Origin of the sequence: Rubinisphaera italica (assembly GCF_007859715.1) — a bacterium.
GTDB classification, from domain to species: Bacteria; Planctomycetota; Planctomycetia; order Planctomycetales; family Planctomycetaceae; genus Rubinisphaera; species Rubinisphaera italica.
In genome coordinates this window covers 3,447,474-3,469,721 of the sequence record NZ_SJPG01000001.1, presented here as the reverse complement: position 1 = coordinate 3,469,721, position 22,248 = coordinate 3,447,474, and the positions used below count along the sequence as shown (strand labels likewise).

Here is a 22,248-nt window from a genome sequence, read left to right as displayed (position 1 = left end):
CAATCGGAGTTAACTCGGTTTGTTGGTCATCAGTTGAGGACATGGCTTGGAAAGTTATTCGCTGGTCTTTTGAGACTCATCATCGGAGGCTTTTGAGGTCGCATCAATCACATAAGCAATCACGTCGGCCAGTTGATCGACGGACAGTTCCTTTTCCAGACCGACTGGCATCAACGAGAGTTGACTGCCGTTCATTAGTTCGATTTCACTACGGGGAATAACGGTCGATTTTCCATTGCTCAAGGCAAGAGTCAAATTCGATGCTGTTTCCTCCTGAAGAATTCCCGTCAACACTTGCCCACGTCGTGTGACAATCTGGTATTGCAGATATTTGGCTTCTACTGCTCGATTGGGATCGATGATTGCAGTCAACAACGCATCTGCGGAACGATTGAGCAGTCGACTCAAATCCGGGCCGATGTTTTGACCTGTCTTGTCGAGTTGATGACAGCTCGAACAATTCTTGACGAACAACTGGCGACCCTTCTCGGTATTCCTGTTCCCTGTATCGACCAGTTGGATCGTGGGTTCGTATTGATTCAGCACGGCAGCACGATCTGCATCGACCTGGCCGAGTAACTGTTCGGATCGGTCACGTATCTCCTGGCTGCGATGCTTCGTTAATCGCTGTCGCTGCTCTGCGGATAATGATGTGGGACGAATGTCGCCATTTTCCATAGCGGTCAATAACGGGGAGATCCAACCATCACGACTGAGTAATCCGTTGAGGATCGTAGCACGAATCTCTGGACTGTGTCCTCGCCAACCCTTCAGCACAAGTTTAGGGACGGCCTCGGTGGGGATTTCGAGTAGCTTGACGGTCGCCGCGAGTTGTAATCGGGGATCAAACTGAGGATCGATTAACAGGGACAACAGTTCCGCATCAGACGAATAATGCCCCGGCTGATACCCAAGCGGTTGCATCGCTGTGATACGTTCGGGCATTGGTCGGTTTCCATCATTGACTCTCGTTCGAGCCTGATTGAGCAGTGCTTCGAGTTGAGCAACATCTTCTGCTGGAAGCTTTTTCCAGAGAGAGACTGTCTGGGAACCGAGTTGATCGAACCACTGCCGGAGCGTTAACCATGTTGAATCATTTGAGGATAATTCTCCAAGCCACCCCGAAACGGCATTTACCTCTCCAAATTTCACAGACATTGCGGCGAGTTGACCAATCAACTGAGGATCTGAACTTTGCCTGCGAGTGTTGGCGAACAGTCCTGCAATATTTTCCTCGTGAACGCTACTGAGCACTCCAGCAACAAGATACGGATCCGCTTTGACCTGTTTGAGCAAAGCCGCCAGACACTCTCCCGCCCATGCTGCATCGCATTCTCCGAGCAGATATGCCAATTGCAGTTGAACCTGAGGCTCATCTGTTGTTCGGTCCGCTAATGTCCGACTCACAGTCGGTTCATCAGCTGCACCGGGCATGAATTGATTGAGACAGCGAATCGCGTGACGTCTCACACCGGGATGTGAGTCCGTGACGGCTCCGAGTGTTACTTTCAAACTGAGCAGCCCCATTCCATCCAGAGTGCACAAAGCCTGCAAGCGTGTTTGGGGGCGATCGCAATTCTGCAATAACTCATGCAGCAGTTGAGTCGCTGAAGCGTCGTTTCGCTGAATCAACATCCGCTGCACTTGATCCCGCTGCCAGCCGCTCGATGAATCGAGAGCAGCGACAAGTGACTTGGTATCAAGATCGTTGAGCGGCTTGAAAATTCGGCGGGCCGTTTTCACGGGAGCAATTCGATAAATCCGCCCCAGTTCTTCTCCCGAGCGAACATTCAATGTCTTTTCCAGCTCATCATCAATCCATTCAGGATGCTCAATCACTTCCCGTATCATATCAGCAACATACAACGCACCATCGGGGCCGACATGCAATCCCGCTGGTCGCGACCACGGATTTTTGGATCGAAAGAATTCCACCTCTCCCTCGTGCAATTTGTGACTTTGAAATGTGGCTCCGTCGGGCGTGAGTCGTCGGGCGTGCACAATGTTGTAAACCGGTTCGCTGGTGAAGGTCACATTCTTATAGTCGGAGCCGAACAGATCATCACGATAGACCATCGTCCCACATGCCGAAGTAAACCGAGGGATCGCTCCAACTGGTCGGTACTTCGTATCACAGTGGCTGATGATCGGCCCAATTGGATAAACGCGTGAATCGCCGATGCGAATATCCCGGCGAACCGGCGGCGGGCTCAAGTGAGGATTCCGACTCAGCGATCGTTCGTCGAGGACAAAATGAAAAATTGGATTCGGATTATTACACCCGAACCAGTTGCCCCAGTCATCGCGATTACGTCCATACTGCGTCCGCCCGGCGACCAGTTCCATCTGACCAGTCTCCGGCCGAATGCGTAAATCAAACCCAGCCAGATTGAGTGTTTCTTTCGTTTTATGAGACAGAATCTGCCCACCACTATCGCCGTTCGCCAGATAAATCCAATTATCGAGTCCCCATCGCAAACCATTGACGCGGTGCTGCTCATTGCCTTCGGAAAATCCCGAATAGAGCTTTTCAATAACATCAGCCTTCAGATCTCCATCGGTGTCTTCCAGATACAGGATATCGGGACAAGCTGTTACCAGTACGCCATCACGCCAACGGAGAATACCGTTCGGTGTCTGCAGTTGATCGGCAAATAGAGTCGAAGTTTCATAACTGCCATTCTGATCTCGATCTTCAAGCACGCGAATTCGACCACCAGCCGAACCCTTCCCGTCCAGCCCATGCGGGTAGTCGGCCATCTCCACAACCCACAATTTTCCGTCCGGCCCCCAGTCGAAATCAACAGGATCCTGCACCAGCGGTTCAGCCGCCACCAGACTGATCTCAAACCCCTCAGCGACTTCGATCTCATCAAGTGGATCGGCTCTAACCTGTGGAATCGTGCAAGTCAGCATCATGCAAAATACCAAAGCGATCCAGGACCAATGGTGGATTTCATCACTCCAACGCAAACATTCAAATCGCATCATTAGATTCGCTTCTCGTTATGGTGTTGCAGGCGGCAAGCAGTCCTTCACAATGACGAAACTCGAATCGTTTTTCCAGATCAACCGTTCCGAACTGATAGCAGGCGAGAAAAAAATGAACTGTACGCAAGATCAATGTCACTCGGGTGGCGTAATTGCGAATGAGATTCTTTCGACAGTGGCGAAGCGCTAAGCAACCCGCAGTGACTCTCTATTTTCAATCGGAATAGAATCTGGAAGAGAAGAGAACTTATGCATGTTTCGCAATTTTCGGGAACTGTCTCAAAGTGATGTATGAATATTACAGGCAGGACCTTGACTCACATCACGACGAATTATCCAATGTTTCCGCCCCGAAATCGTGTGTGGAAGATGCAGGAATTGTGCAGTATTGCGTAGAAGTGGTGTAAACGAAAAATAGAAAAACGCCTGAAATGTAATATTTCAGGCGTTTTTTAGTGTACGTCATTGGGCGATGAGGGACTCGAACCCCCGACATCTTCGGTGTAAACGAAGCGCTCTAACCAACTGAGCTAATCGCCCGATATTTTCAGTTAGACCCGATATTGGATCTGTGGTTCGCTTATTATGGAAGGTTAATCGTAAGTGTCAATCCTGCAGGACAACATTGTGATGGGCTTGAGATTTTCAGAAGGACATCTCAACCAGTTTATCGATTGCTGAAAAAGTTCATCAGTTCGCAGGGATAGGGATGATTTCGGTAACGTCAAAGGCATTAATGACTTACGTTATTTGCCAGCGAGATGGTCGGCCCAGTCCATTTCAATATCGAGTGATAAATTCTGGGTGGTATTTCTCTGGATGCGGCGATCGAGTTCGAGTTGACTGAGAGAATCGGAAATTTTGAGGTGTGATTCCTCAGCAAGATTGATCAATCGATTGCTGACCGGATTGCAGCGCGAGTCGAGTAAGGCTTTAACGACTGGCATATCGTAACTCTCAGGATTGTTTCGCAGGACTTCGGCAACGAAACCATTGCTCAATTCTACGAGTGAGCCAATTGGAAACAGAGAAGTTGTTTTCAGCAGTCCACGGAATGCATCTGGATCGAACAAAGTGTTCTGCGTATCAGTGAGTAGCATTTTGATTGCCTGGTAGGGTGTCATCGCGGAGCGATAGGGTCGCATGGAAGTCAGGGCGATATAGACATCAGCCACGGCAGCAATTCTTGCCAGGGGATGAATTTGTCTTCCGATTCGTCCACGCGGGTAGCCAGTTCCATTCCAGCGTTCATTGATTTGCCAGGCGACCTGTCGGGCAGTATTTGAGAGATCACTGATTTTTTCCAGGGCATGCCAGGTTAAGCCAGGGTATTTTTTAATTTCGAGTCGTTCGAGAGTGGAAAGCTCTCGGTTAAGATTCATTAGCCGCTGGAGTTCGGGAGTAATGCCGATTCGAGCAATCATACAACCGATTCCTGCCTGAGTGATGTCTTCTTCTGAATGGCCCAATATTGCAGCAATGGACATTGTCAGTTTTGCGACACGATAGGTATGCTGGCAGGAGTTGGCTTGATCTTCCGTTTGAATGGCTGTTTTTACGAACAGATCGATATCGCTGAGCAGCATTTCAATCGATTCGTTGGAGATGCCCTGAATAGGTTCGATACGGGTTCGGGAACTGTTTCTCACTTCATCATAAAACGATTGAACATTTTGGGCATGTTGCCTGCTGTTGACCATCATTTGTTTAATGAGAGTGGGATTGTATTCGAGTTCTGCAGGTTTGGTGATACGATTTGATAGCGGTAGCTTCTGAGCTTCATTTTGTTGACGTTGTTCTGCGAGATGGTGTTTTTGTAGTTTGACACCAGTTGAGCCTTTGTTCTCGTTATTCCAGATGCTCCCCACATATCGGCTATCAATGGAGATTGCTTTGATGCCACGGGATTGCAGTCGGCTGAGATTTTCTGTTGTCAGCGTCAGTCCGCAATTGAGTAACATTACCGTGCTGTTATCAGCATCATAAATGGCAGCAGGTAATATCGCCCCAGCGCGAAGCTCTCGAATTGGAATTACCGTCGTAGCCATGGACTCTCAGTATTCGCAGGAAGAGGATTGAGTCAGTGTTGATAGAGTACTGTATGCAGTATGTTTCTATGTATTTGAACTTAGCTTGAGCAATGTTCGGAAGGTCGACCGATTGCAGGAACTGTCGAAGTTTACTGTGTTCAAAATGCGGATTGCAGCGAATATGCAGTTTGACGAGGATAGATTGGCCGTAATGAGCGTTGATATTCAGTAGATGACATAATTATTCATCAAGATAAAATTTCAATGGAGTCGTCCGGAAGAAAATGAGAGTGGAATTACCTGAGAAGGCTCGACCGGTTTACGGAACGATTTTCATTGGAAGCCTGCTGCTCTTTCTCGTCGCTGTCGGAAAAGCATTCGTGGTGAATCGATTGAAGATCGATCAGTTGATGATTCCGATTCTCATGTTTGCAGGCTCAGTCGTTCTTCGCAAAATCATTGCTGCCCGCTGGGATCGATTGACGAAAAAATCCATGCCCGGGCTGTGGATGATCCGCACGATCTTTGGAAAGCAGGCCTCTCAAATCATTCGCAGTCGGCAAGAGATGCTCTCCTATATGATGTATTATGCCTTGATGTTTTTGGAGCCTCTTATCCTCGTGTTCGTGGCAGCCATGCTGTTTTCGGAAACTGGATTCTGATGGTGAAGTCATAATCTGAGAGCACGATTTCGTCAGAAAATGCCTGACCTTTATCATTACCAATTTGCATTCGGGCCATTAGGAACTTTGACCAGAGCGGTGGGGACTGAGGATTCGCGTTCGCCGTGACGTTGTTCGATTTCCTGAATGAGCGTGTCGAACATTGCGGTTGATTCGAGAGTGCGGAGTCGGTCTTCGAGGTCTTCAGGGATGCCGAGACGGGAACCGTACCAGGCTGCAAATTTGCGAAAAAGAACGCACGCATACTCTTCATGAGCGGCGACCATCAATTCGAAATGCCGGACAAGAAATGCGATTTGTTCGGCTGGTGTCGGTTCGTTGATTGGCTTCCCGTTCGACATCTCTTTGAGCTTGCGAAAAATCCAGGGGTCGAGCATCGCTCCACGACCAATCGCAACGGCATCACAACCGGTAATGCGTCGCATATCAAGAGCATCGTTCACGTTGCGGACATCTCCATTGCCGATAATCGGGATATGATTGACCGCTTCGACAACTTGTCGAATACCAACCAGATCGACATCACCATGAAATCCCTGTTGTCGGGTACGACCATGAATGGTGATCGCGGCGACGCCCAACTGCTCAAACTGAGCGGCCAGCATGGGAGCTGAAATGTGATCGGCATCCCAGCCGAGTCTCATTTTTACAGTGACGGGAATAGAGACCGCGTTCACAACAGAGGAGACAATCCGCGTGGCATTTTCGCAGTCGCGCATCAATCGGGCACCACCTCCACTACTGTTGATCTTTCCCATTGGGCAGCCCATGTTGATATCGATTCCGCCATATCCTTCCGTTTCCAGTTTTTGGGAGGCTTGAATCAATTCGTCGGTATTGCCTCCAAAAATCTGCACCGAAAGAGGTTGGTCGAAGTCGTTCGTGCGAATGAGAGCCTTCGATTTATTACTGTTGGCGATTAATTGGGGAACCAGAACCAGATCGGTCGTCGCCAGTCCGACTCCGCCCAACTCGCGAAGAGCGGTACGCAACGGAAGGTGTGTGTAACCAGCCAGAGGTGCCAGAAAATAGCGGCTATCAAGAAGTCGATTACCAATACGGATGCGATTGGAAGTCTCTTCGATGCAATCGAGATTTGAGGGATTTGAGGACATATACAACTTTAAGTCTGGAGTGGACTTGGCGGATGGCTGTCGCTGAGTATTGCCAAGTGCATAGGCCTGTGTCTTAGCCACGGCTGTTATCGCGTTTTGGGATCTGCCACCCGAATTGATAATGTTTCAAGAACGAAGCACAAGCCAGTGAGTTTTCCCGCATAGTAACATATGCGTTTGCGATTCGTGATTGTAAAAGATTCTCCTCTCGACCAATTCCCGAAATTCTGATAAGAATTGCCATGTTAAATTTTGCAGCCATCATCTCGGGGAAGAACGTGTTATCACATCGTGGTATTCAATTAGGCATAAGTCTTTGTCTCGCAATGAGCTGCGGTTGTGTACGTCCCTGGAATACCGAGCTGCCGATGGTTCAATCGGGGTCGCCTTATTATGAGCAACAGCGAATTGAACGCTTCGATCCCTTCGCTTCGACCGAATTGGGACCTTCGACAATGTCCCGGCCTCGGGGGTATGAACAATCGCCCAATATTACGAGAAGTAGCCAGGAATCAGGAGCCTATACGGCTCCAGTCGTTCCGGGCACGGTTCATCCCCAATTTGCACCGCAGGCCTCTTATCCTCAACAGCAGTACCCGGGCGTCGTTCCTTTGAATTGAGGATTAGTTGGGTAGGACAGACTTCCAGCCTGTCTATCTTCTTGTTTGCGGCATTCTTTTCAGTATCGATCAAGGATCCTATTGTGATTCAGACAGGCAGGATGCCTGTACTACTTTGCTTTCTTCTCATGGGATAGGCAGATTTTCCCATCAACGCATCATACTGTGTTGGGAATCTGGTGAAGGCTCGTAATTTCGGCCTTCTTCAACTTGCATCAATCCGCAATCCTGACGAAACTCCACACTATTAATTCTGCCTGTTGACTGTCAGTGAAATCTGACAGAAGATACATGGAGACAGTAGTTCGCGATGAGTGTTTAAGTCGATGATTGGAGGCGACTGAGATGAAAGTCTGGCCGGGAAATCCGTATCCCCTGGGGGCCACTTGGAATGGTTCCGGGGTAAATTTTGCGATCTATTCTGCAAATGCAACCAAAGTTGAACTCTGCCTGTTCGACTCGATCGATGACATCAAAGAAGTCGCCAAAATACCGCTGCAGGAGAAGACCGATTTCGTCTGGCACTGCTTTCTGCCCGAACTCAAACCGGGACAATTGTACGCCTACCGTGTGCATGGCCCGTATGAGCCCCATCACGGACATCGCTTCAACGCAAACAAGATTCTGCTCGATCCTTATGCGAAATCCATCGCACGGGGAGTTCGCTGGACCGATGCCATGTTCGGCTACTCGGTCGGACATCCTCAGGGCGATCTCTCCTTCGATGCCCGCGACAATGCTGGCTCGGCTCCGCTGAGTGTCGTTGTTGATAACCGTTTTCGTTGGGGAAACGATACACAACTCAAAACGCCCTGGCACAAAACGCTCATCTACGAAACGCATGTCAAAGGGTTCACGATGAAGCATCCCGGCGTGCCGAAAGCACTGCGGGGAACATATGCCGGGCTCGCTTCGAATGCCTCAATTCAACACCTGCTCGATCTTGGGGTGACGGCTGTCGAACTGATGCCGGTCCATGAGAAAATTCACGATCGGCATCTCGTCGATAAAGGACTCTCCAATTACTGGGGCTACAACACGCTCGGCTTCTTTGCTCCTGAACTCAGTTACAGTTCGAAGAAAGATCCACAAGGGAGTGTGAACGAGTTCAAGTCGATGGTGAAAAAACTCCATCAAGCCGGGCTCGAAGTCATTCTCGATGTTGTTTACAACCACACCGCAGAGGGAAACCATTACGGTCCGACTATTATGCTGAGAGGGATTGATAACAGTTCCTACTATCGCCTCGTGCATCGCCAGCAGCGGTTCTATATGGACTACACTGGCTGCGGCAATACGCTCAATATGCTCACCCCGCATGTGCTGCAACTGATTATGGATTCACTTCGCTACTGGGTGCAGGAAATGCATGTCGATGGTTTCCGCTTCGATCTCTGCAGCGCTCTCGCCCGGGAACTTCACGAAGTCGATCGGCTGGGAGCGTTCTTCGATATCATTCATCAGGATCCCGTTTTGTCTCAGGTCAAACTGATTGCAGAGCCCTGGGATCTCGGAGAAGGGGGCTATCAGGTCGGCAACTTCCCGATTCTCTGGACCGAATGGAACGGCAAGTATCGCGACTGCATTCGTCAATTCTGGCGAGGCGACGGCGGCACGATGAACGAGTTCGCCACCCGCATCACAGGTAGTAGCGACCTCTACGAACACAACGGGAGGCGCCCTTATGCGAGTATCAATTTTGTGACCTCGCATGACGGATTTACATTGCAGGATCTGGTCAGCTACAACGACAAACACAACAGCGCCAACGGGGAAGATAACCGCGATGGTGATAATCACAATCTGAGTTGGAACTGTGGCGAGGAAGGTCCAACGACCGATCCCGATGTCCGCAAACTTCGCGAGCGGCAAAAACGAAATATCATCACCACATTGCTGCTCTCTCAGGGAGTACCAATGATTTGCTCGGGGGATGAACTCGGTAAAACTCAGGGCGGCAATAACAATGCTTATTGTCAGGATACCGATCTGAGCTGGATCGACTGGGAGATGACTCAGGATAAAGCACGGTATTTCAAATATGTGAAGAGTGTGGTCAAGATCTGGAAAGAGAATCCTGTCTTCCAGAGACGAAAATTCTTTCAGGGGCGACTCATTCGCGGCGAAAACGTTCAGGATATCACCTGGCTAACACCGAGTGGGAAGTCGATGACCGATAAAGACTGGCACGAGCCGCACGTGCGGTGTCTGGCGGTTCGCTTCGAAGGCGATCAGATTCATCAGGTCGATGAGAAGGGCCGGGAGATTACAGGCAATACATTCCTGATGCTGCTAAACGCCCACGATCATTCCATCGATTTCACTTTGCCACAGCATGAAGCGAACGAATTCTGGAAGCCAATGCTCGACACGAGCGACATCTCCCGCAAGACGGGACTGATGCGACAAAATCAGGTCTACCGCGTGACGGCTCATTCGATGGTCGTACTGAGAATCAAATCCGTCTCGTCCAACATAGCCGCCCGACTCATCCAGTGGATGCAACCCGAAATGGCGACCTCTCTGTTTCTTCCTGAAAAAACGGAAGAGCCTGAAGAAGTTGTCGTGACGGATCCCTCAGTAGAAGAGACGGTCGCAGAGGAATCTCCGGATCTTGAGGAAGTTTCTGTTTCTGAAAAGGTGAATGAGTCCACTCCAGTTGAAGAAGCTGTCGGAGAAGAGACACTGGTGGAAGAGGATCTGGTGGAAGAACCAATCGAAGAAATGACGCCAACCACTTCCGCGATCGAATCTACAGTCGATGAATTTGACGTTGAAGAGGAAGATCCAGCAAAAGACGCGGCTGCTGGTGAAGTTTCCGAGAAGACTGCTCATAAATAACAACAAATGCTATTGACTTGTATTCAATGAAAATTGATGAGTGTTATTAAAAAGGAACTGAATCATCTTCAACACCAACAACTTCATTGTCTGCTAATTCTGACATAATGTTTTCCAATGCGGAATCCCACTTAGTAACAGATCTGTAGGCTTCGTCACGCAATTGGGAAAGTAATTCATAGTTAGGTTCAGAATCATCTACTATGCAAGACATAACTGTAGTGCCATTTGAGATTAATTGCGCTTGAATGTAATCAGGCGATGAATCGGGAGATGTAAAAGTTAATTGAAAGAATGATCCATCTCGGAATCTAACACCATATTCTTCTTTGATTGATTCAAATTTTTGCCATCTTACTTGATTCTCCCGAGATTTTTTCAGTAGCAATTCAAGCATTTTTATGAATTGATCATTTGTAATCATGTGGATTACCCTAACTTAGTGCCGAATGGTTTTAAATGTTCGGAAATTTTGCTGCTTAATTCGCTATCAAGTTTATTCCATTTTCCCTTCATATTATCGGAAATGGAAGATTTGTTTGCATGTATTTTTTCGAATGATTTTCCCATGGAGCGTGTTCTATCCGACAGTTCTCTCCATTGGGAATCCATGACATCAAGCTGGTTTAACAGGTTGGCAATATCTGACAATCTTACTGCAGCCATGTTCCAATTAACGTTAATGGAATGGACACGACCTTCCGACAACAATCTGGAACATTCATTGATAATATATCGATTGTACTCAAATCGACTATGATTAAGTGCTTCAATTGCCGCTTGTGTCGCAGAATTGGTTTTCTTAATCTGAATCCAGGCAAGCCAGACACCAATTGCAGTGAGAATGAATCCAATCCCACCAATACTGGTCAGTAGATCTCGCCCAAAATCATTTAAGAAGGGATCAGTAGGCATTTTATACTGGTTTTTCTTAAAAATCAAAGTTGTCTGTACGCAGTGACACTATCGTGGTTAACGATTTGAGAAATGTCAATTCAACACGATTTGACAAATAAGGATTTGAAGATGTTTACGGGATTAATCGAAGGCCTCGGCTCAATCAAACAACTGGAGCAGGAAGCCAGTGGGTTGCTGGTAGTTGTGACCATTCCTCAGGAAATGCTGCAGGAAACGACCCACGGGGCCGCGGACATTGGCGATAGCGTCGCGATTAATGGTTGTTGCCTGACGATTGTGGGAATGGAGGGCGATTGCTGGTCATTTCAGGCGGGGAGTGAAACTCTCAGTCGCACAAATTTGGGGGCTCTTGCAATTGGTTCACCTGTGAATCTGGAACGGGCGTTGCCTGCTCATGGTCGACTCGGGGGCCATTTTGTGCAGGGGCATGTCGATGGGCTAGGGCAGGTCGCGGAGATTGATCGTGATGGCGACTGGATCAAAATGTGGTTTCAGGTTTCAACTGAACTAGCCCGTGGGATGGTGGAAAAAGGTTCGGTGACGGTTGATGGTATCAGTCTGACAGTCGTCGATGCCGAAGCTGATCGTTTCAGTGTCGCACTGATTCCGCATACGCTTTCCGTCACCACATTGGGCATTCGCGATGTGGGAGATGCAGTGAATATTGAGACGGATATTCTGGGTAAGTATGTCGCAAAAATGCTGGCCACCAATTCCTGAAGCGTGTTGCTCCTTGCATTGTCTGGCTGGTCTGATTCAAATGAAGGTATCACTTCATCAAGTCAGGAATAGCCATGCGATTAAGTTTTAAAGTATGCAGTTTTGCATTACTCCTCGTGGGAATAATGTTCAGTTCAACCTCGGCTGAGCCACGCAGGAACTCGGAGAATTCTCGGATGAACGTCTTGTTCATTATCTCCGATGACCTCACTGCGACAGCACTATCCTGCTATGGCAATAAGTATTGCCAGACACCAAACATCGATCGTCTGGCTGCACGCGGCACCCGCTTTACCAATTCCTATTGCAACGCAACCTATTGCGGTCCTTCGCGAGCATCATTCTTGACGGGTTACTATCCCCACGCGACGGGAGTTCTCGGCTATAACAGCCCGCGACCTGCGATTGGGGATCGGGAGACGTGGCCGCAGATGTTTAAGAACGCAGGTTACTATTCGGCTCGCGTCAGCAAGATTTATCACATGGGCGTTCCGGGCGGAATCGAATATGGTGGAGATGGTCGCGATCACAATAATTATAATGGCGCAGACGATGAAGCCTCCTGGACAGAGCGGTTCAATAGCCCCGGTCCTGAATGGAAAGCGGAAGGGAAGGGCGAAACGCTCGAAGGAAATCCCGATGGCAAGAAGCCTGTTGTTGGTGGAAACACGTTTGTTGTGGTCGAAGCCGAGGGCGATGACCTCGTCCATTCTGATGGCAAGACCGCTGCCAAGGCGGTCGAATTGATCGAGCAGCATGCTGACAAACCTTTCTTCCTGGCAGTCGGGTTTGTTCGTCCGCACGTCCCCTTTGTTGCTCCCAAGAATTATTTCGAGCCTTTTCTCCCCTACGATAACAATGAGCTGCCCCCCAAGATTCCCGGTGACTGGGACGACATTCCCGTGCCAGGCATCAACTACAAAACCAGCAAGAATATGAAGATGGATCTTCGTCGGCAGAAGAAAGCCGTGGGAGGCTATTATGCAGCCGTCTCTTACATGGATGCTCAGGTCGGCAAGGTTCTGGATGCTCTGGAAAAATCGGGCCAGGCAGACAATACGATTGTGATCTTCACGAGCGATCACGGCTATCATCTGGGCGAACACGACTTCTGGGCCAAAGTCAGCCTGCACGATGAATCTTCCCAGGTTCCGTTGATTATCAGCGTTCCCGGAAAGCAGCCTGCTGTTTGTGACTCACTGGTTGAATTGATCGACCTGTTCCCAACCACGGCTCAACTATGCGGCTTTAATATTCCCAATAGGATTCAGGGAAAAGACATTTCTCCCCTGTTAGATGACCCCAGTCTTGAAGTTCGAGAAGAGGCCTTCTGTGTTGCACCGATGCGTAAGGGCTTCCTGCTTCGAGACAACAACTGGGCGTTCCTCTCCTATAATGAAGACGGCTCAAAAGGGATCGAACTGTATGATGTTCAGAAAGATCCTCATCATTACACAAATGTTGCCAATGATCCCAACATGGCAAACGTGGTCGCCAAGTATCAACAGAAGTTGACCAGGAAGTTGAAGTCAATTCGGGAGAATGATCTCAACTAACATTCCTCATGGAAGTTTGAAATCCCTCTCGGATGAACGCTCAATCTGCCAACGACCTGCTCCCCAGGGTCCCTGAATCCAAACCGCTCCCTCTTCCGCGGCTCTGCGGAGATCAAGCTCAGGAACAGGTTTGGCTTGTTGATCGTTTTTTATGAAATGCTGAATCGAGCCAAGTTCCATTTCTTGAGACAAGAGAACTGACCTCTTAGGCAGATCCTTCGCAGATTCCTTTGTAGGTAATACTTCAGAGGATCGCACACTCTCCAAAAGTGGCCAGCTGGGATGGCTCTGGTTGAAGTATATGTGTGGAGAGCTTTCCAGTTCAAAGAAAGTCTTTTGAACGGATTGCTCCTGAGATACTGCCTCCTCGGTCAAAGTGAGTTGATCTCGATACAAGGTCGAATCCACGAAACATTTCTCGAATGATTCACCTCCCGCAGAAATCAGGGCGATTCCTTCCTCGGCTTGTGCAACACTGGTTCCGAATAACACAAGCACGATCATCGAATATTTCATTGACTCTTCCTTGAAGAATTATTGTAAATCAAATGGAAGATGATTGTTCCCTCTCCCTCTTGGAGAGGGTTAGGGTGAGGGAATCGACGTTAATTGTATGAAGAGCGTCGAAGTGATCCCCTTATCCGGCCTTCGGCCGCCAACCGCTCCCCAAAGTGAAGGAGCCGCTTCACAGCAAGATCATCTCATCATCGACCAGATGGGCCAATATTGTTGAAGAAATCGATTGTCACACGGTTAGCATACAGCGACTCAATTACTCCATACCAAGTTTTTCTTTCAACTTGGTAATCATATCCTCATCAGGATATTTGGCGGCTTGTTCCTGCTTGAGGGCATTACTCCAGGCTTCTTTGGCTTTCTCGGTTTTATCGATCGCCTGATAGCAATCGCCTAAGTGGTCCCACAAAACCGTATCGCCTTCTTCGGAGCCTTCAACGGCTTTTTCCAGATAGGTGATTGCCTCATCATATTTCTTCATGCGATACAGAATCCAGCCCATGCTGTCGAGGTAAGCATGATTTTCCGGCTCGGCTTCCATCGCCTTTTTAATCATCTCGTAAGCCTGATCGAGTTTCTTACCGCGATCGGCGTACAGGTATCCAAGGTCGTTGCAGACGGAGGTATCGTCTGGATTCTTTTCATAAAAGACTTCGAGAATTTCCTCGGCTTTGTCGAACTCATCGTTTTGGGCGTAAGCAGCAGAAAGAGAAAATTTCGCCTGTCTGATGATGGTATCGTTCGGGTTTTTTGATTCCAGGGCCAGTAATTCCTCGAATGATTTAATCGCAGCGGCCCAGTTGTGGGTGTAATAATGGATCCAACCCTTTTGGAATCGCCACAGTAATTCATTCGGTTCTTCCTGGATCGCTTTGTCGATTAATGTGATCGCTTCTTCGGGAAGTCCCAGAAATGCCAGGCAGCGAGAAGAGTTGTACCGAGCTTCTCGCGCGATCTGTGGCAGTTTTTGTTCCTCTGCTTTTTCGAGCAGAGGAACGAAGATTTTGACGGCTTCTTCCCAGTTCTCGCTCAGGTAATGGACACGACCTTCCTGGTAAGTCCACAGCAGATTATCGGGATCAGTTTCTCGAACATCAGCAATCAGTTTGAGGGCCTTATCATTCTGTTCATTCGCAACGTAAACCTGAATCAACTGTAGTTGAAAGGCCTGCTTTTGATTGGATAATGTTGGGGAGTCAATCGCTTCCTGCAGGATTTCTGTCAATGGATCATATTCTTCGAGATTATTCAGGTAGTCGATCAACTCGGCATACAGTGTAACCTGCACCTGACGCTCGTCTCGAAGAGCCAATGCCCTGCGGTAGAAAAGAATCACTTTGTCGACCTGTTCCTGCTGCATCGCCAGTTTGGCCAGCAGATAGGTTTGTGTGAAGGCTTCACGAGCATCTTCGGGTTGTTTTTCCTGAATGCCAATATTGACCATGGCGTTGGCCAGTTTTTCATTCTGTTTGATCAAATCGAGTTCCGCTTCGAGACGATCAGCTTTGGCGCCATTCATCATTGCCTGAGCTAGTGCGGTCAATGTTTTCTGAGCATCTTCCTGCTGACGATAAATCTGCAACAGGCCCAGTTGAATATCAGCCTGATTTTTCGAATCTTTCAATGCTTCAAATATCTTCTCAGCATCGTCATAACGTTTGTTGGCAATGTACTGTTCGCCAAGGAATAGCCGCAGAGTTTCATTTTTCGGATCCTGTTCGAGCAGTTCCTCAAGTTGCGGAATGATTTCTGATTCCTGATCGTTGGCAATCAGGAGTTCTGTCAGGAGGAGATAGGGGCCTTTGCCTTTGCTTTGCAGTTTAGCTGCAAAGTAGGTATTCAGTTTTTCCAGGGCTTCTGCAGGCTTTTCTTTGCGGGAAAGGACGCGTGCCATCTGATAATTTAAAACTTCGGGGTCTTTTCGAGTCGCTTCTGCAGCTAACTCAAAGGCCTGCTCGGCGATATCGAGTTGATCGGTCAGCAGGAACAGTTCTCCAAAAGTTTCGAACGTTTGAGACTTATCTCCCTGCATGGTTTCGAGGGCGCGTTGTGTGCGGAAATCGAGCGAATAATCATCGGGGTGGGTGATCGCCTTGAACACAATCGCGTACGCATTGGCCGCTTCTTCCGTTTTGTTGATCGAAAGGTAGAGTCGTCCGAGTTGACTCATGATCGAAATGTAGGGACCACCTTGTTTATCGACCGTCGAACTTTCGATTGCTTTTTCGAAGTAACGAATTGAGCCAGGAATGTCGCTTTGTCGGAGTGCATAGATGCCTAATTGACTAAGCAGTTCAAAATTATTGGCATCTAACTCTACTGCTTTCTGAGCGTATTGAATGGCTTCAGTCAGTTTGTCGAGCCGAAATGCGAGAGGGATAATCGCCTTGTACAACGCGATCGATTTGTTATCGATTTCAATCGCTTTGGTATACGCTTCGTAGGCTTCAACAAATTTATTGGTGTGCTCGAAGGTCCGCCCCGTCATGTAATAAGCGGCTGCTTTTCGTCGTTTATTGACTTCTTCATCGGTCGCCGATTCGGGAAGTCGGTATTCGTAAACATCATCGCCAGGTTGACTCAGCATTTCGATGAGTTGTTGCAATGCTTCGGGCGGCGTTGAATCAACTCCTGGATCAGAGGTTTCTGCTGCCGGTTCATCTGCAAAACTCGATGCCGGGAGAGAAAAGGAGAAACCCCCAAAGACAATTGTCAGACAGATTCCGAAGCAGATTTTATTCCGATAGTATGGTTTTCCAGTCTGACATTTTTGTGGTGGCTGAGAGAATTGAGTTTGCATCCGCATCGTATTCACTCCTCTGATGCGATCAACATGGGCTGATCGTTGCATTTTGTCTGAATTCCGCAATATAAAGACTGATTCGATTTTCCGTTCGAATTGACAATCAGCCAAGCGTTTTTTTAACACGTTTTACGCATTTTACCAATAGAGGACGGCTCGAGTTGTGAGCAATTCCCCAGATCAGTGAGCTATTTATTGACGAATTGAACACGGATTATTTGTTTTCTGCCAGAATTTCTTGACTCAGAAACCTGTCCGCGTTAAAAAAAACTTGTTATTGTCAATAATAATTGGGGGTGCTCTGTCGATGTAATACGATAGAGTAAACACTAACGAATAGTTCGTTAATGTTTAATTATAAGGTGGTGTGTTTGGTAAAGCACGACAATGGAGTGCGTTGCCGTCATTAGGCACCACCATGAAGACCCTGCCTGGGATTGAGTGTGAATGTAAGTTGAATTTTCGGCTTGGCACTCAAAACCCGCGGAAAATTCCTGCGATATAAGGAGCAGAAAATCGAGACGACGCATCGGGTGAATGATCAGATCAGGATCACACCAATTCGAGTTGTGAATTTTGATGGCGAAATGCTGGGTGTTATTGAAACGAGCGAGGCTCAGACTGTTGCAACTGAAAATGGTCTGGATCTTGTGGAAGTGGCTCCAAACGAAAAGCCACCCGTTTGCCGTATCATGGATTACGGCAAATTCAAGTATGAACAAAAGAAAAAGTTGAGCAAAAACACCAAGCAGCATCAGACTCAACTCAAGGAAATTCGATTGCGACCCAAAATCGGGGAGCACGATATCGATTTCAAGATGAAGAAGGCTCGAGATTTCCTGCTTCATCACGATAAAGTCAAATTGACCGTCATGTTCAAGGGGCGTGAAAATGCTCACCACGAACGGGGACGGGACATTTTGGAAAGTATTGCCAAGTCACTTGATGACATCGCCAAACTGGAAAAAATGCCAGGTATGGACGGTGGACGAAGTATGACCGCAATTCTGACTCCAAGATAAATTTCATTGTTATTTTGGGCTGTGTGGGGTCACCAGTCTGAGATCTCTGGAAGAAAAGTTTTTCAACGCTGGTCGGTTTGACTACCGAACAGTCTTGAGGATCGTTATAATGCTCGACTTGTTCTCAATTCGAGTGCGATGACTGTGCAGGTAGGTTCCACAAGTGGTTAAGCCTGTTGATGTTATGTCTGTTTAATTATCCCGTTCGCGGGTCACACACAATTCTAACTGGTGATACTGTGCCAAAGCAAAAAACACACAAGGGAATGCAGAAGCGGTTCAAAATTACCGCAACTGGTAAAGCGAAGCATCGCAAAGCGAATCGCGGTCACATCATGAGCAAGAAGTCTGCCGATCGTAAACAAGCCTTGCGGGGCGATGGTGTGATCACAGGGACAGTTGCCAAGAAAATTGCGGACGCCTTGCGTCCAGGTCTCTGAGTTGAACGCATCTGGTCTGATTATGGAGACAGGCGGGAAGTCTGTCCTACGGGTTGATTAGATTGGAACACTTGCGGAAATCCTCAGAATTTGAACATTTACAGAATTTGAACAAAGCGGCAGAGAGTCAAAATGAAAGTCAGAAGTGGCAAAGCTCGTTTGAGATCAAAAAGACGGTTGTTGCGTGAAGCCAAAGGCAATTTTGGTGGACGTAAGAACCTCAATCGTACCATCCGTGAAACTATCTTGCGGTCCCGTGCTTACGCCTACCGCGATCGCCGTGTGCGTAAACGCGAAATGCGTCGTTTATGGATTATTCGTCTGAATGCGGCTTGTCGTGAACACGGCCTGCGGTATTCCGAATTTATTAACGGATTGACTAAATCTGGCCTGACTTTGAATCGTAAATCACTGAGCGAATTGGCATTCCACGAGCCAGCGGTATTCGCGGAAGTATTCAATGTTGTCAAGGCCAGCCTGTAATCAGGCGATATTTGAAATACGCATGAGTTCGTGTTTCAGCGGCCCTGAGATAAGAATAAGAGGCGGATGAGATTCTCAGCCGCCTTTTTTCGTAGAATTTTCTACGACGCTTCAGGATTTTTATGGGTATTATACATCGGGTAAGGGGAGCCCAGATAGCCCTGCTATCTGAGTGAACGAAGTCCACAAGAGGTTTTCAGTTTGATAGTGGAAATTTCCCATAGGCTTCTTGCAGCTACGCCGCTCCGAAAGAATCTTTCGGGGCTAAACCTGAAAAATACTGTCAACCACAAAAATTAATGAAGTACTATAAAATCAGTCAAAATCACAAGCCTTATAGCGAAGATCCCATTCGATGAATTTGCTCCAAGTCCTGGATGATTATCAAAACGAAGCTTTGCAGGTCATCAGTCAGTGTGGCGAATTGTCGGACATCGAAGAGGCACGAATTCGCTTTCTCGGCAAGAAAAAAGGACGTCTGAAAGAGATTCAGACTCAACTATCGACAGCTAAGCCGGAAGAACGCCCTGAACTTGGGAAACGCTTCAATGCGGCCAAAAATGCGGTTGAAGCTTCTTTGAATTCCCGCAAAGACGAACTGGCTAAGCCCGTCAAGCAAGCCGCTGGATTGGACGTGACTCTCCCCGGCATTGCATCCCCACTCGGGAAACGGCATCCGATTTCGAAAACGATCAGCGAGTTCAAGGAAATCGCGGGTCGCCTCGGTTTCGATGTCGCTGATGGCCCAGAAGTTGAAGATGACTATCACAACTTTGTTGCTCTTAACATCCCGGATGACCATCCCGCACGCGATCCGCTCGATAATTTCTACCTTTCGGTCGCTCAGGAGGGGGCTGGTGGTCCCTGGCTGCTGCGAAGTCAGACTTCCACTGTCCAGATTCGAGTCATGGAACAGGTTCCTCCTCCCGTTCGCATCGTTTCTACGGGGCGGGTTTATCGGCCCGATACCATTGATGCGACTCACTCCTGCATGTTCCATCAGATGGAAGGCTTGTACATCGACAAGCATGTCACGATGAGCAACCTGAAAACAACACTCAAAATGATTGCGACTCAATACCTGGGGGATGACATCGCGATTCGTTTCCGTCCGTCGTTTTTCCCATTCACTGAACCTTCTGTCGAAGTCGACATTCAGTGGGGAGAGAGTTGGATGGAAGTTGGCGGGGCAGGGATGGTCGATCCAAATGTATTGAAAGCGGTCGGCTACGATCCCGAAGAAGTGAGCGGTTTTGCCTTCGGACTGGGCATCGAACGCCTCTGCATGAAGCGTTATGGCGTTAAAGATATTCGCCTGCTTTATGAGAACGACCTGCGATTTCTCTCACAATTCTGAGATGAGATTAATGCACAAGCACGAAGCGCAAGCGAGTATGTTAAGTCTGCATTTGAACACACTCGCTTGCGCTTCGTGCTTGTAAAAAAACTATCATCATCAAATCAAGCTTCCAGCGTGATATGCAACCCGCCTGAGCAATGGTAGCATAATACATTCTGATTTGCCATTTCGCGATTAGCGCGAATTCTTTTTGTGCAATGTGGGCAGTCGACATACACTCCCTGCAGGTTGCTCATTGATTCCTCAATCCTGCAGATAAAACCCGCATCACAGCGATTGCACTTCACGCTGGAATTCAAAAAATTCACCGGGATCTTAAGTTCCTGCTGACATTTCGGACAACTCAGGTAAATCCCCTTGGCACGAATCAGGAAGATTTTGCTGGAGTTGTTGGCTGGGGCTTGTTCGATGGCGGAAGAACTACTTTTTTTTTTCGTCTATGGTGACTTCCTGCAAGGGAATAAATTCAGGAATATCGACAAAAGTGACTTTCAATTCCGAATTCAAAAGAGCACGGCACGTCTGGCATGTGATTAAATTTGCGGGCATGTGATCCCCACAGTCCGGACAAGCTCCACCTGGCCAAGCTGGCATGGCATCAGTTCCTTGAAAAATAGTAGCAAAAAATATGAATAGAAAAGTTTTTGAGCAAATTGGATACCAGTAATTGACACAAGTTCACGCCAACTGCGTTAAGAGCAGGATGATAAGAATAAAATATGGCGAAAAGTTGCAGAACAATTGAGTTGGTAAAATCCAAGCCCAATCATGAAGAATGAATATAGAGAGTGTCTTCGACGAAAATATCGTGAATTCTGGGTGTACAGTTTATCAAGACATCCATCAGTTCGAAACTATTTTTTGGGAAGACAATACAATTTTGTAGCGGTTTTTAGATACATCCGCCCGTTGGCGACAACCGGTGTTGCATAAGAAAGGTCATTTAAAGGAACGCGGCCAAGTTCCTGAAACTCACGGCCAGCGGCCAGAACGACAACAGTGCCTGCTTCGTCGATGACATACAGCTTATTTTCCAGCCAGATCGGCGAACCACTGAAGTTTCCGCCAATTCGCTCTGTCCAGATTTCTTCCCCGGTTGTGGCATCCAGGCAAGAAGCGACACCGACATCGAGAATCATATAGATTAGTCCATCTTTATAGACAGGAGTCGGCACATAAGGGATTGTCCGGGTTAATGTGAATTTGGGTGTGACCTGACCAGTCTGATCCAATTCAACCGCATACAGATTTTTCCCTTTTCCACCACCTCCGCTCACGGAAATGACTAGATTGTCCGTCAGGAATGGTGAGCCGACAGTTCGTTCGGGAAAACGTTCGGCTCTCCAGAGCAGTTCTCCCGTATTCACATTCATAGCGGAAATTCCCATGATGCCACTCACGCAAATCACCTCTTCGATGCCATCTTTGCGTGTCCGAACAATGGGTGTTGCGTACGATGTGCGGTTGAATTCCCGTTCTGTCTGCCAGACCTGCTTGCCAGACGTCAAATCGTAAGCTGTGACGCTACTCGGGCCTTTCATGTCTTTGGGAACAATGACCAGATTTTTGTGGATGATCGGCGAGCAGGAAGGGCCATGTTCGCTGATGAATTCACCCAGATCATTCCGCCACAGTTCCTGACCATCCTTCGTCCAGCAGGCGATAATAAACTGGCCTTCATCGGCAAAGGCAGCCACAACATGTGAACCATTTGTGGCTGGGGAGCCTGAGGCAAAGCTGTTTTTGTTGTGGAGATGCACATCATTAAGCGTCAAATCCCGTTGCCATTTTTCTTTTCCGGTCACTGCATCCAGGCAAAGCAGACGACGAACGGAACCATCGTTGAGACCCGTTGTCACATACAGAGAGTCATCCCAGACAACAGGTGAAGAGTGAGACAGACCGGGCAAGTCAATCACCCAGGCGTAATCGTCTTCGGTCCAGGTGACTGGAAAACCGGTTTCCGGAGAAATTCCCTGACCATTATTCCCGCGAAACCGAGGCCAGTTTTCAGCAGATGCACTAGATAACGAAGTCAGTGCCAGACATAACGAGCACACTGCAAGTACTGAAAAACGAAGCATGCTGAACTCCCGGGATCCAAAAGGCGAAAATTAACCGATTAATGTCTACAAAGATAACAAAACCTG

Annotated in this window: 18 protein-coding genes and 1 tRNA gene; 9 read left to right on the top strand and 10 right to left on the bottom strand. The window is 48.0% G+C overall.

Features of this window, described 5'->3' with window-relative positions:
* Window positions 1-54 precede the first annotated feature (54 nt).
* The 3 genes from Pan54_RS12875 to Pan54_RS12865 form a co-directional block, all read right to left on the bottom strand.
* Window positions 55-2,991 carry a PVC-type heme-binding CxxCH protein gene (locus tag Pan54_RS12875; protein ID WP_146503868.1) on the bottom strand — a complete coding sequence of 979 codons (2,937 nt, stop codon included), beginning with the start codon at window positions 2,989-2,991 and terminating at the stop codon, window positions 55-57.
* A 466-nt stretch (window positions 2,992-3,457) separates the two neighbouring features.
* A tRNA-Val gene (locus Pan54_RS12870) sits at window positions 3,458-3,531 on the bottom strand.
* Between the two features lie 206 nt (window positions 3,532-3,737).
* Window positions 3,738-5,039, bottom strand: a complete 1,302-nt coding sequence (locus Pan54_RS12865) for an HD-GYP domain-containing protein (protein ID WP_146503867.1) — start codon at window positions 5,037-5,039, stop codon at window positions 3,738-3,740.
* Between the two features lie 266 nt (window positions 5,040-5,305).
* Here Pan54_RS12865 and Pan54_RS12860 point away from each other — a divergent pair, with 266 nt between their 5' ends.
* A complete protein-coding gene (locus Pan54_RS12860) occupies window positions 5,306-5,683 on the top strand; it encodes a hypothetical protein (protein ID WP_146503866.1) in 378 nt (125 codons plus the stop codon).
* Window positions 5,684-5,739: 56 nt separating this feature from the next.
* On the opposite strand, the gene Pan54_RS12855 is transcribed toward Pan54_RS12860, so the two are convergent.
* Complete coding sequence (locus Pan54_RS12855) at window positions 5,740-6,900, bottom strand: tRNA dihydrouridine synthase (RefSeq protein WP_242631307.1); 1,161 nt, start codon at window positions 6,898-6,900, stop codon at window positions 5,740-5,742.
* A 287-nt stretch (window positions 6,901-7,187) separates the two neighbouring features.
* Between Pan54_RS12855 and Pan54_RS12850 the strand changes: the two genes are divergently transcribed.
* Window positions 7,188-7,439, top strand: a complete 252-nt coding sequence (locus tag Pan54_RS12850; protein WP_146503865.1) for a hypothetical protein — start codon at window positions 7,188-7,190, stop codon at window positions 7,437-7,439.
* 345 nt (window positions 7,440-7,784) lie between these two features.
* Complete coding sequence (gene glgX / locus Pan54_RS12845) at window positions 7,785-10,280, top strand: glycogen debranching protein GlgX (RefSeq protein ID WP_207310133.1); 2,496 nt, start codon at window positions 7,785-7,787, stop codon at window positions 10,278-10,280.
* A gap of 46 nt (window positions 10,281-10,326) precedes the next feature.
* Here the strand turns inward: glgX and Pan54_RS12840 are convergent, their stop codons facing one another.
* Both Pan54_RS12840 and Pan54_RS12835 read right to left on the bottom strand, forming a co-directional pair.
* The gene (locus Pan54_RS12840) at window positions 10,327-10,704 is read right to left on the bottom strand and encodes a hypothetical protein (RefSeq protein WP_146503863.1); all 378 of its coding nucleotides are present in this window, start codon (window positions 10,702-10,704) and stop codon (window positions 10,327-10,329) included.
* Between the two features lie 5 nt (window positions 10,705-10,709).
* Window positions 10,710-11,195: a hypothetical protein gene (locus Pan54_RS12835; RefSeq protein ID WP_146503862.1), complete on the bottom strand. Its 486-nt coding sequence runs from the start codon at window positions 11,193-11,195 to the stop codon at window positions 10,710-10,712.
* 111 nt (window positions 11,196-11,306) lie between these two features.
* On the opposite strand from Pan54_RS12835, the gene Pan54_RS12830 reads away from it, so the two are divergent.
* Together Pan54_RS12830 and Pan54_RS12825 are read left to right on the top strand one after the other, a co-directional pair.
* Window positions 11,307-11,918, top strand: a complete 612-nt coding sequence (locus Pan54_RS12830) for a riboflavin synthase (RefSeq protein WP_146506419.1) — start codon at window positions 11,307-11,309, stop codon at window positions 11,916-11,918.
* A 125-nt stretch (window positions 11,919-12,043) separates the two neighbouring features.
* Window positions 12,044-13,474 (top strand): sulfatase, encoded by a 1,431-nt coding sequence (locus Pan54_RS12825; protein WP_207310259.1) that lies wholly within the window; start codon window positions 12,044-12,046, stop codon window positions 13,472-13,474.
* 6 nt (window positions 13,475-13,480) lie between these two features.
* Here the strand turns inward: Pan54_RS12825 and Pan54_RS12820 are convergent, their stop codons facing one another.
* Together Pan54_RS12820 and Pan54_RS12815 are read right to left on the bottom strand one after the other, a co-directional pair.
* Window positions 13,481-13,990, bottom strand: coding sequence for a hypothetical protein (locus tag Pan54_RS12820; protein ID WP_146503860.1), 510 nt, complete (start codon window positions 13,988-13,990; stop codon window positions 13,481-13,483).
* Window positions 13,991-14,246: 256 nt separating this feature from the next.
* Window positions 14,247-16,841 carry a tetratricopeptide repeat protein gene (locus Pan54_RS12815; protein ID WP_146503859.1) on the bottom strand — a complete coding sequence of 865 codons (2,595 nt, stop codon included), beginning with the start codon at window positions 16,839-16,841 and terminating at the stop codon, window positions 14,247-14,249.
* A gap of 419 nt (window positions 16,842-17,260) precedes the next feature.
* Between Pan54_RS12815 and infC the strand changes: the two genes are divergently transcribed.
* From infC to pheS, 4 genes are all read left to right on the top strand, one after another.
* Window positions 17,261-17,815, top strand: a complete 555-nt coding sequence (infC, locus tag Pan54_RS12810) for a translation initiation factor IF-3 (protein ID WP_242631304.1) — start codon at window positions 17,261-17,263, stop codon at window positions 17,813-17,815.
* A 239-nt stretch (window positions 17,816-18,054) separates the two neighbouring features.
* The gene (gene rpmI / locus Pan54_RS12805; RefSeq protein ID WP_146503858.1) at window positions 18,055-18,255 is read left to right on the top strand and encodes a 50S ribosomal protein L35; all 201 of its coding nucleotides are present in this window, start codon (window positions 18,055-18,057) and stop codon (window positions 18,253-18,255) included.
* A 132-nt stretch (window positions 18,256-18,387) separates the two neighbouring features.
* Entirely contained in the window at window positions 18,388-18,738 is a 351-nt protein-coding gene (rplT, locus tag Pan54_RS12800) for a 50S ribosomal protein L20 (protein ID WP_146503857.1), read from the top strand.
* Between the two features lie 355 nt (window positions 18,739-19,093).
* Window positions 19,094-20,095 carry a phenylalanine--tRNA ligase subunit alpha gene (gene pheS / locus Pan54_RS12795; protein WP_146503856.1) on the top strand — a complete coding sequence of 334 codons (1,002 nt, stop codon included), beginning with the start codon at window positions 19,094-19,096 and terminating at the stop codon, window positions 20,093-20,095.
* 423 nt (window positions 20,096-20,518) lie between these two features.
* Here pheS and Pan54_RS25865 read toward each other — a convergent pair whose 3' ends face one another.
* Both Pan54_RS25865 and Pan54_RS12790 read right to left on the bottom strand, forming a co-directional pair.
* On the bottom strand, window positions 20,519-20,692 hold the full coding sequence (locus Pan54_RS25865; protein WP_165441759.1) for a hypothetical protein: 174 nt from the start codon (window positions 20,690-20,692) through the stop codon (window positions 20,519-20,521).
* A gap of 260 nt (window positions 20,693-20,952) precedes the next feature.
* Window positions 20,953-22,182, bottom strand: a complete 1,230-nt coding sequence (locus Pan54_RS12790; protein ID WP_146503855.1) for an outer membrane protein assembly factor BamB family protein — start codon at window positions 22,180-22,182, stop codon at window positions 20,953-20,955.
* Window positions 22,183-22,248 lie beyond the last annotated feature (66 nt).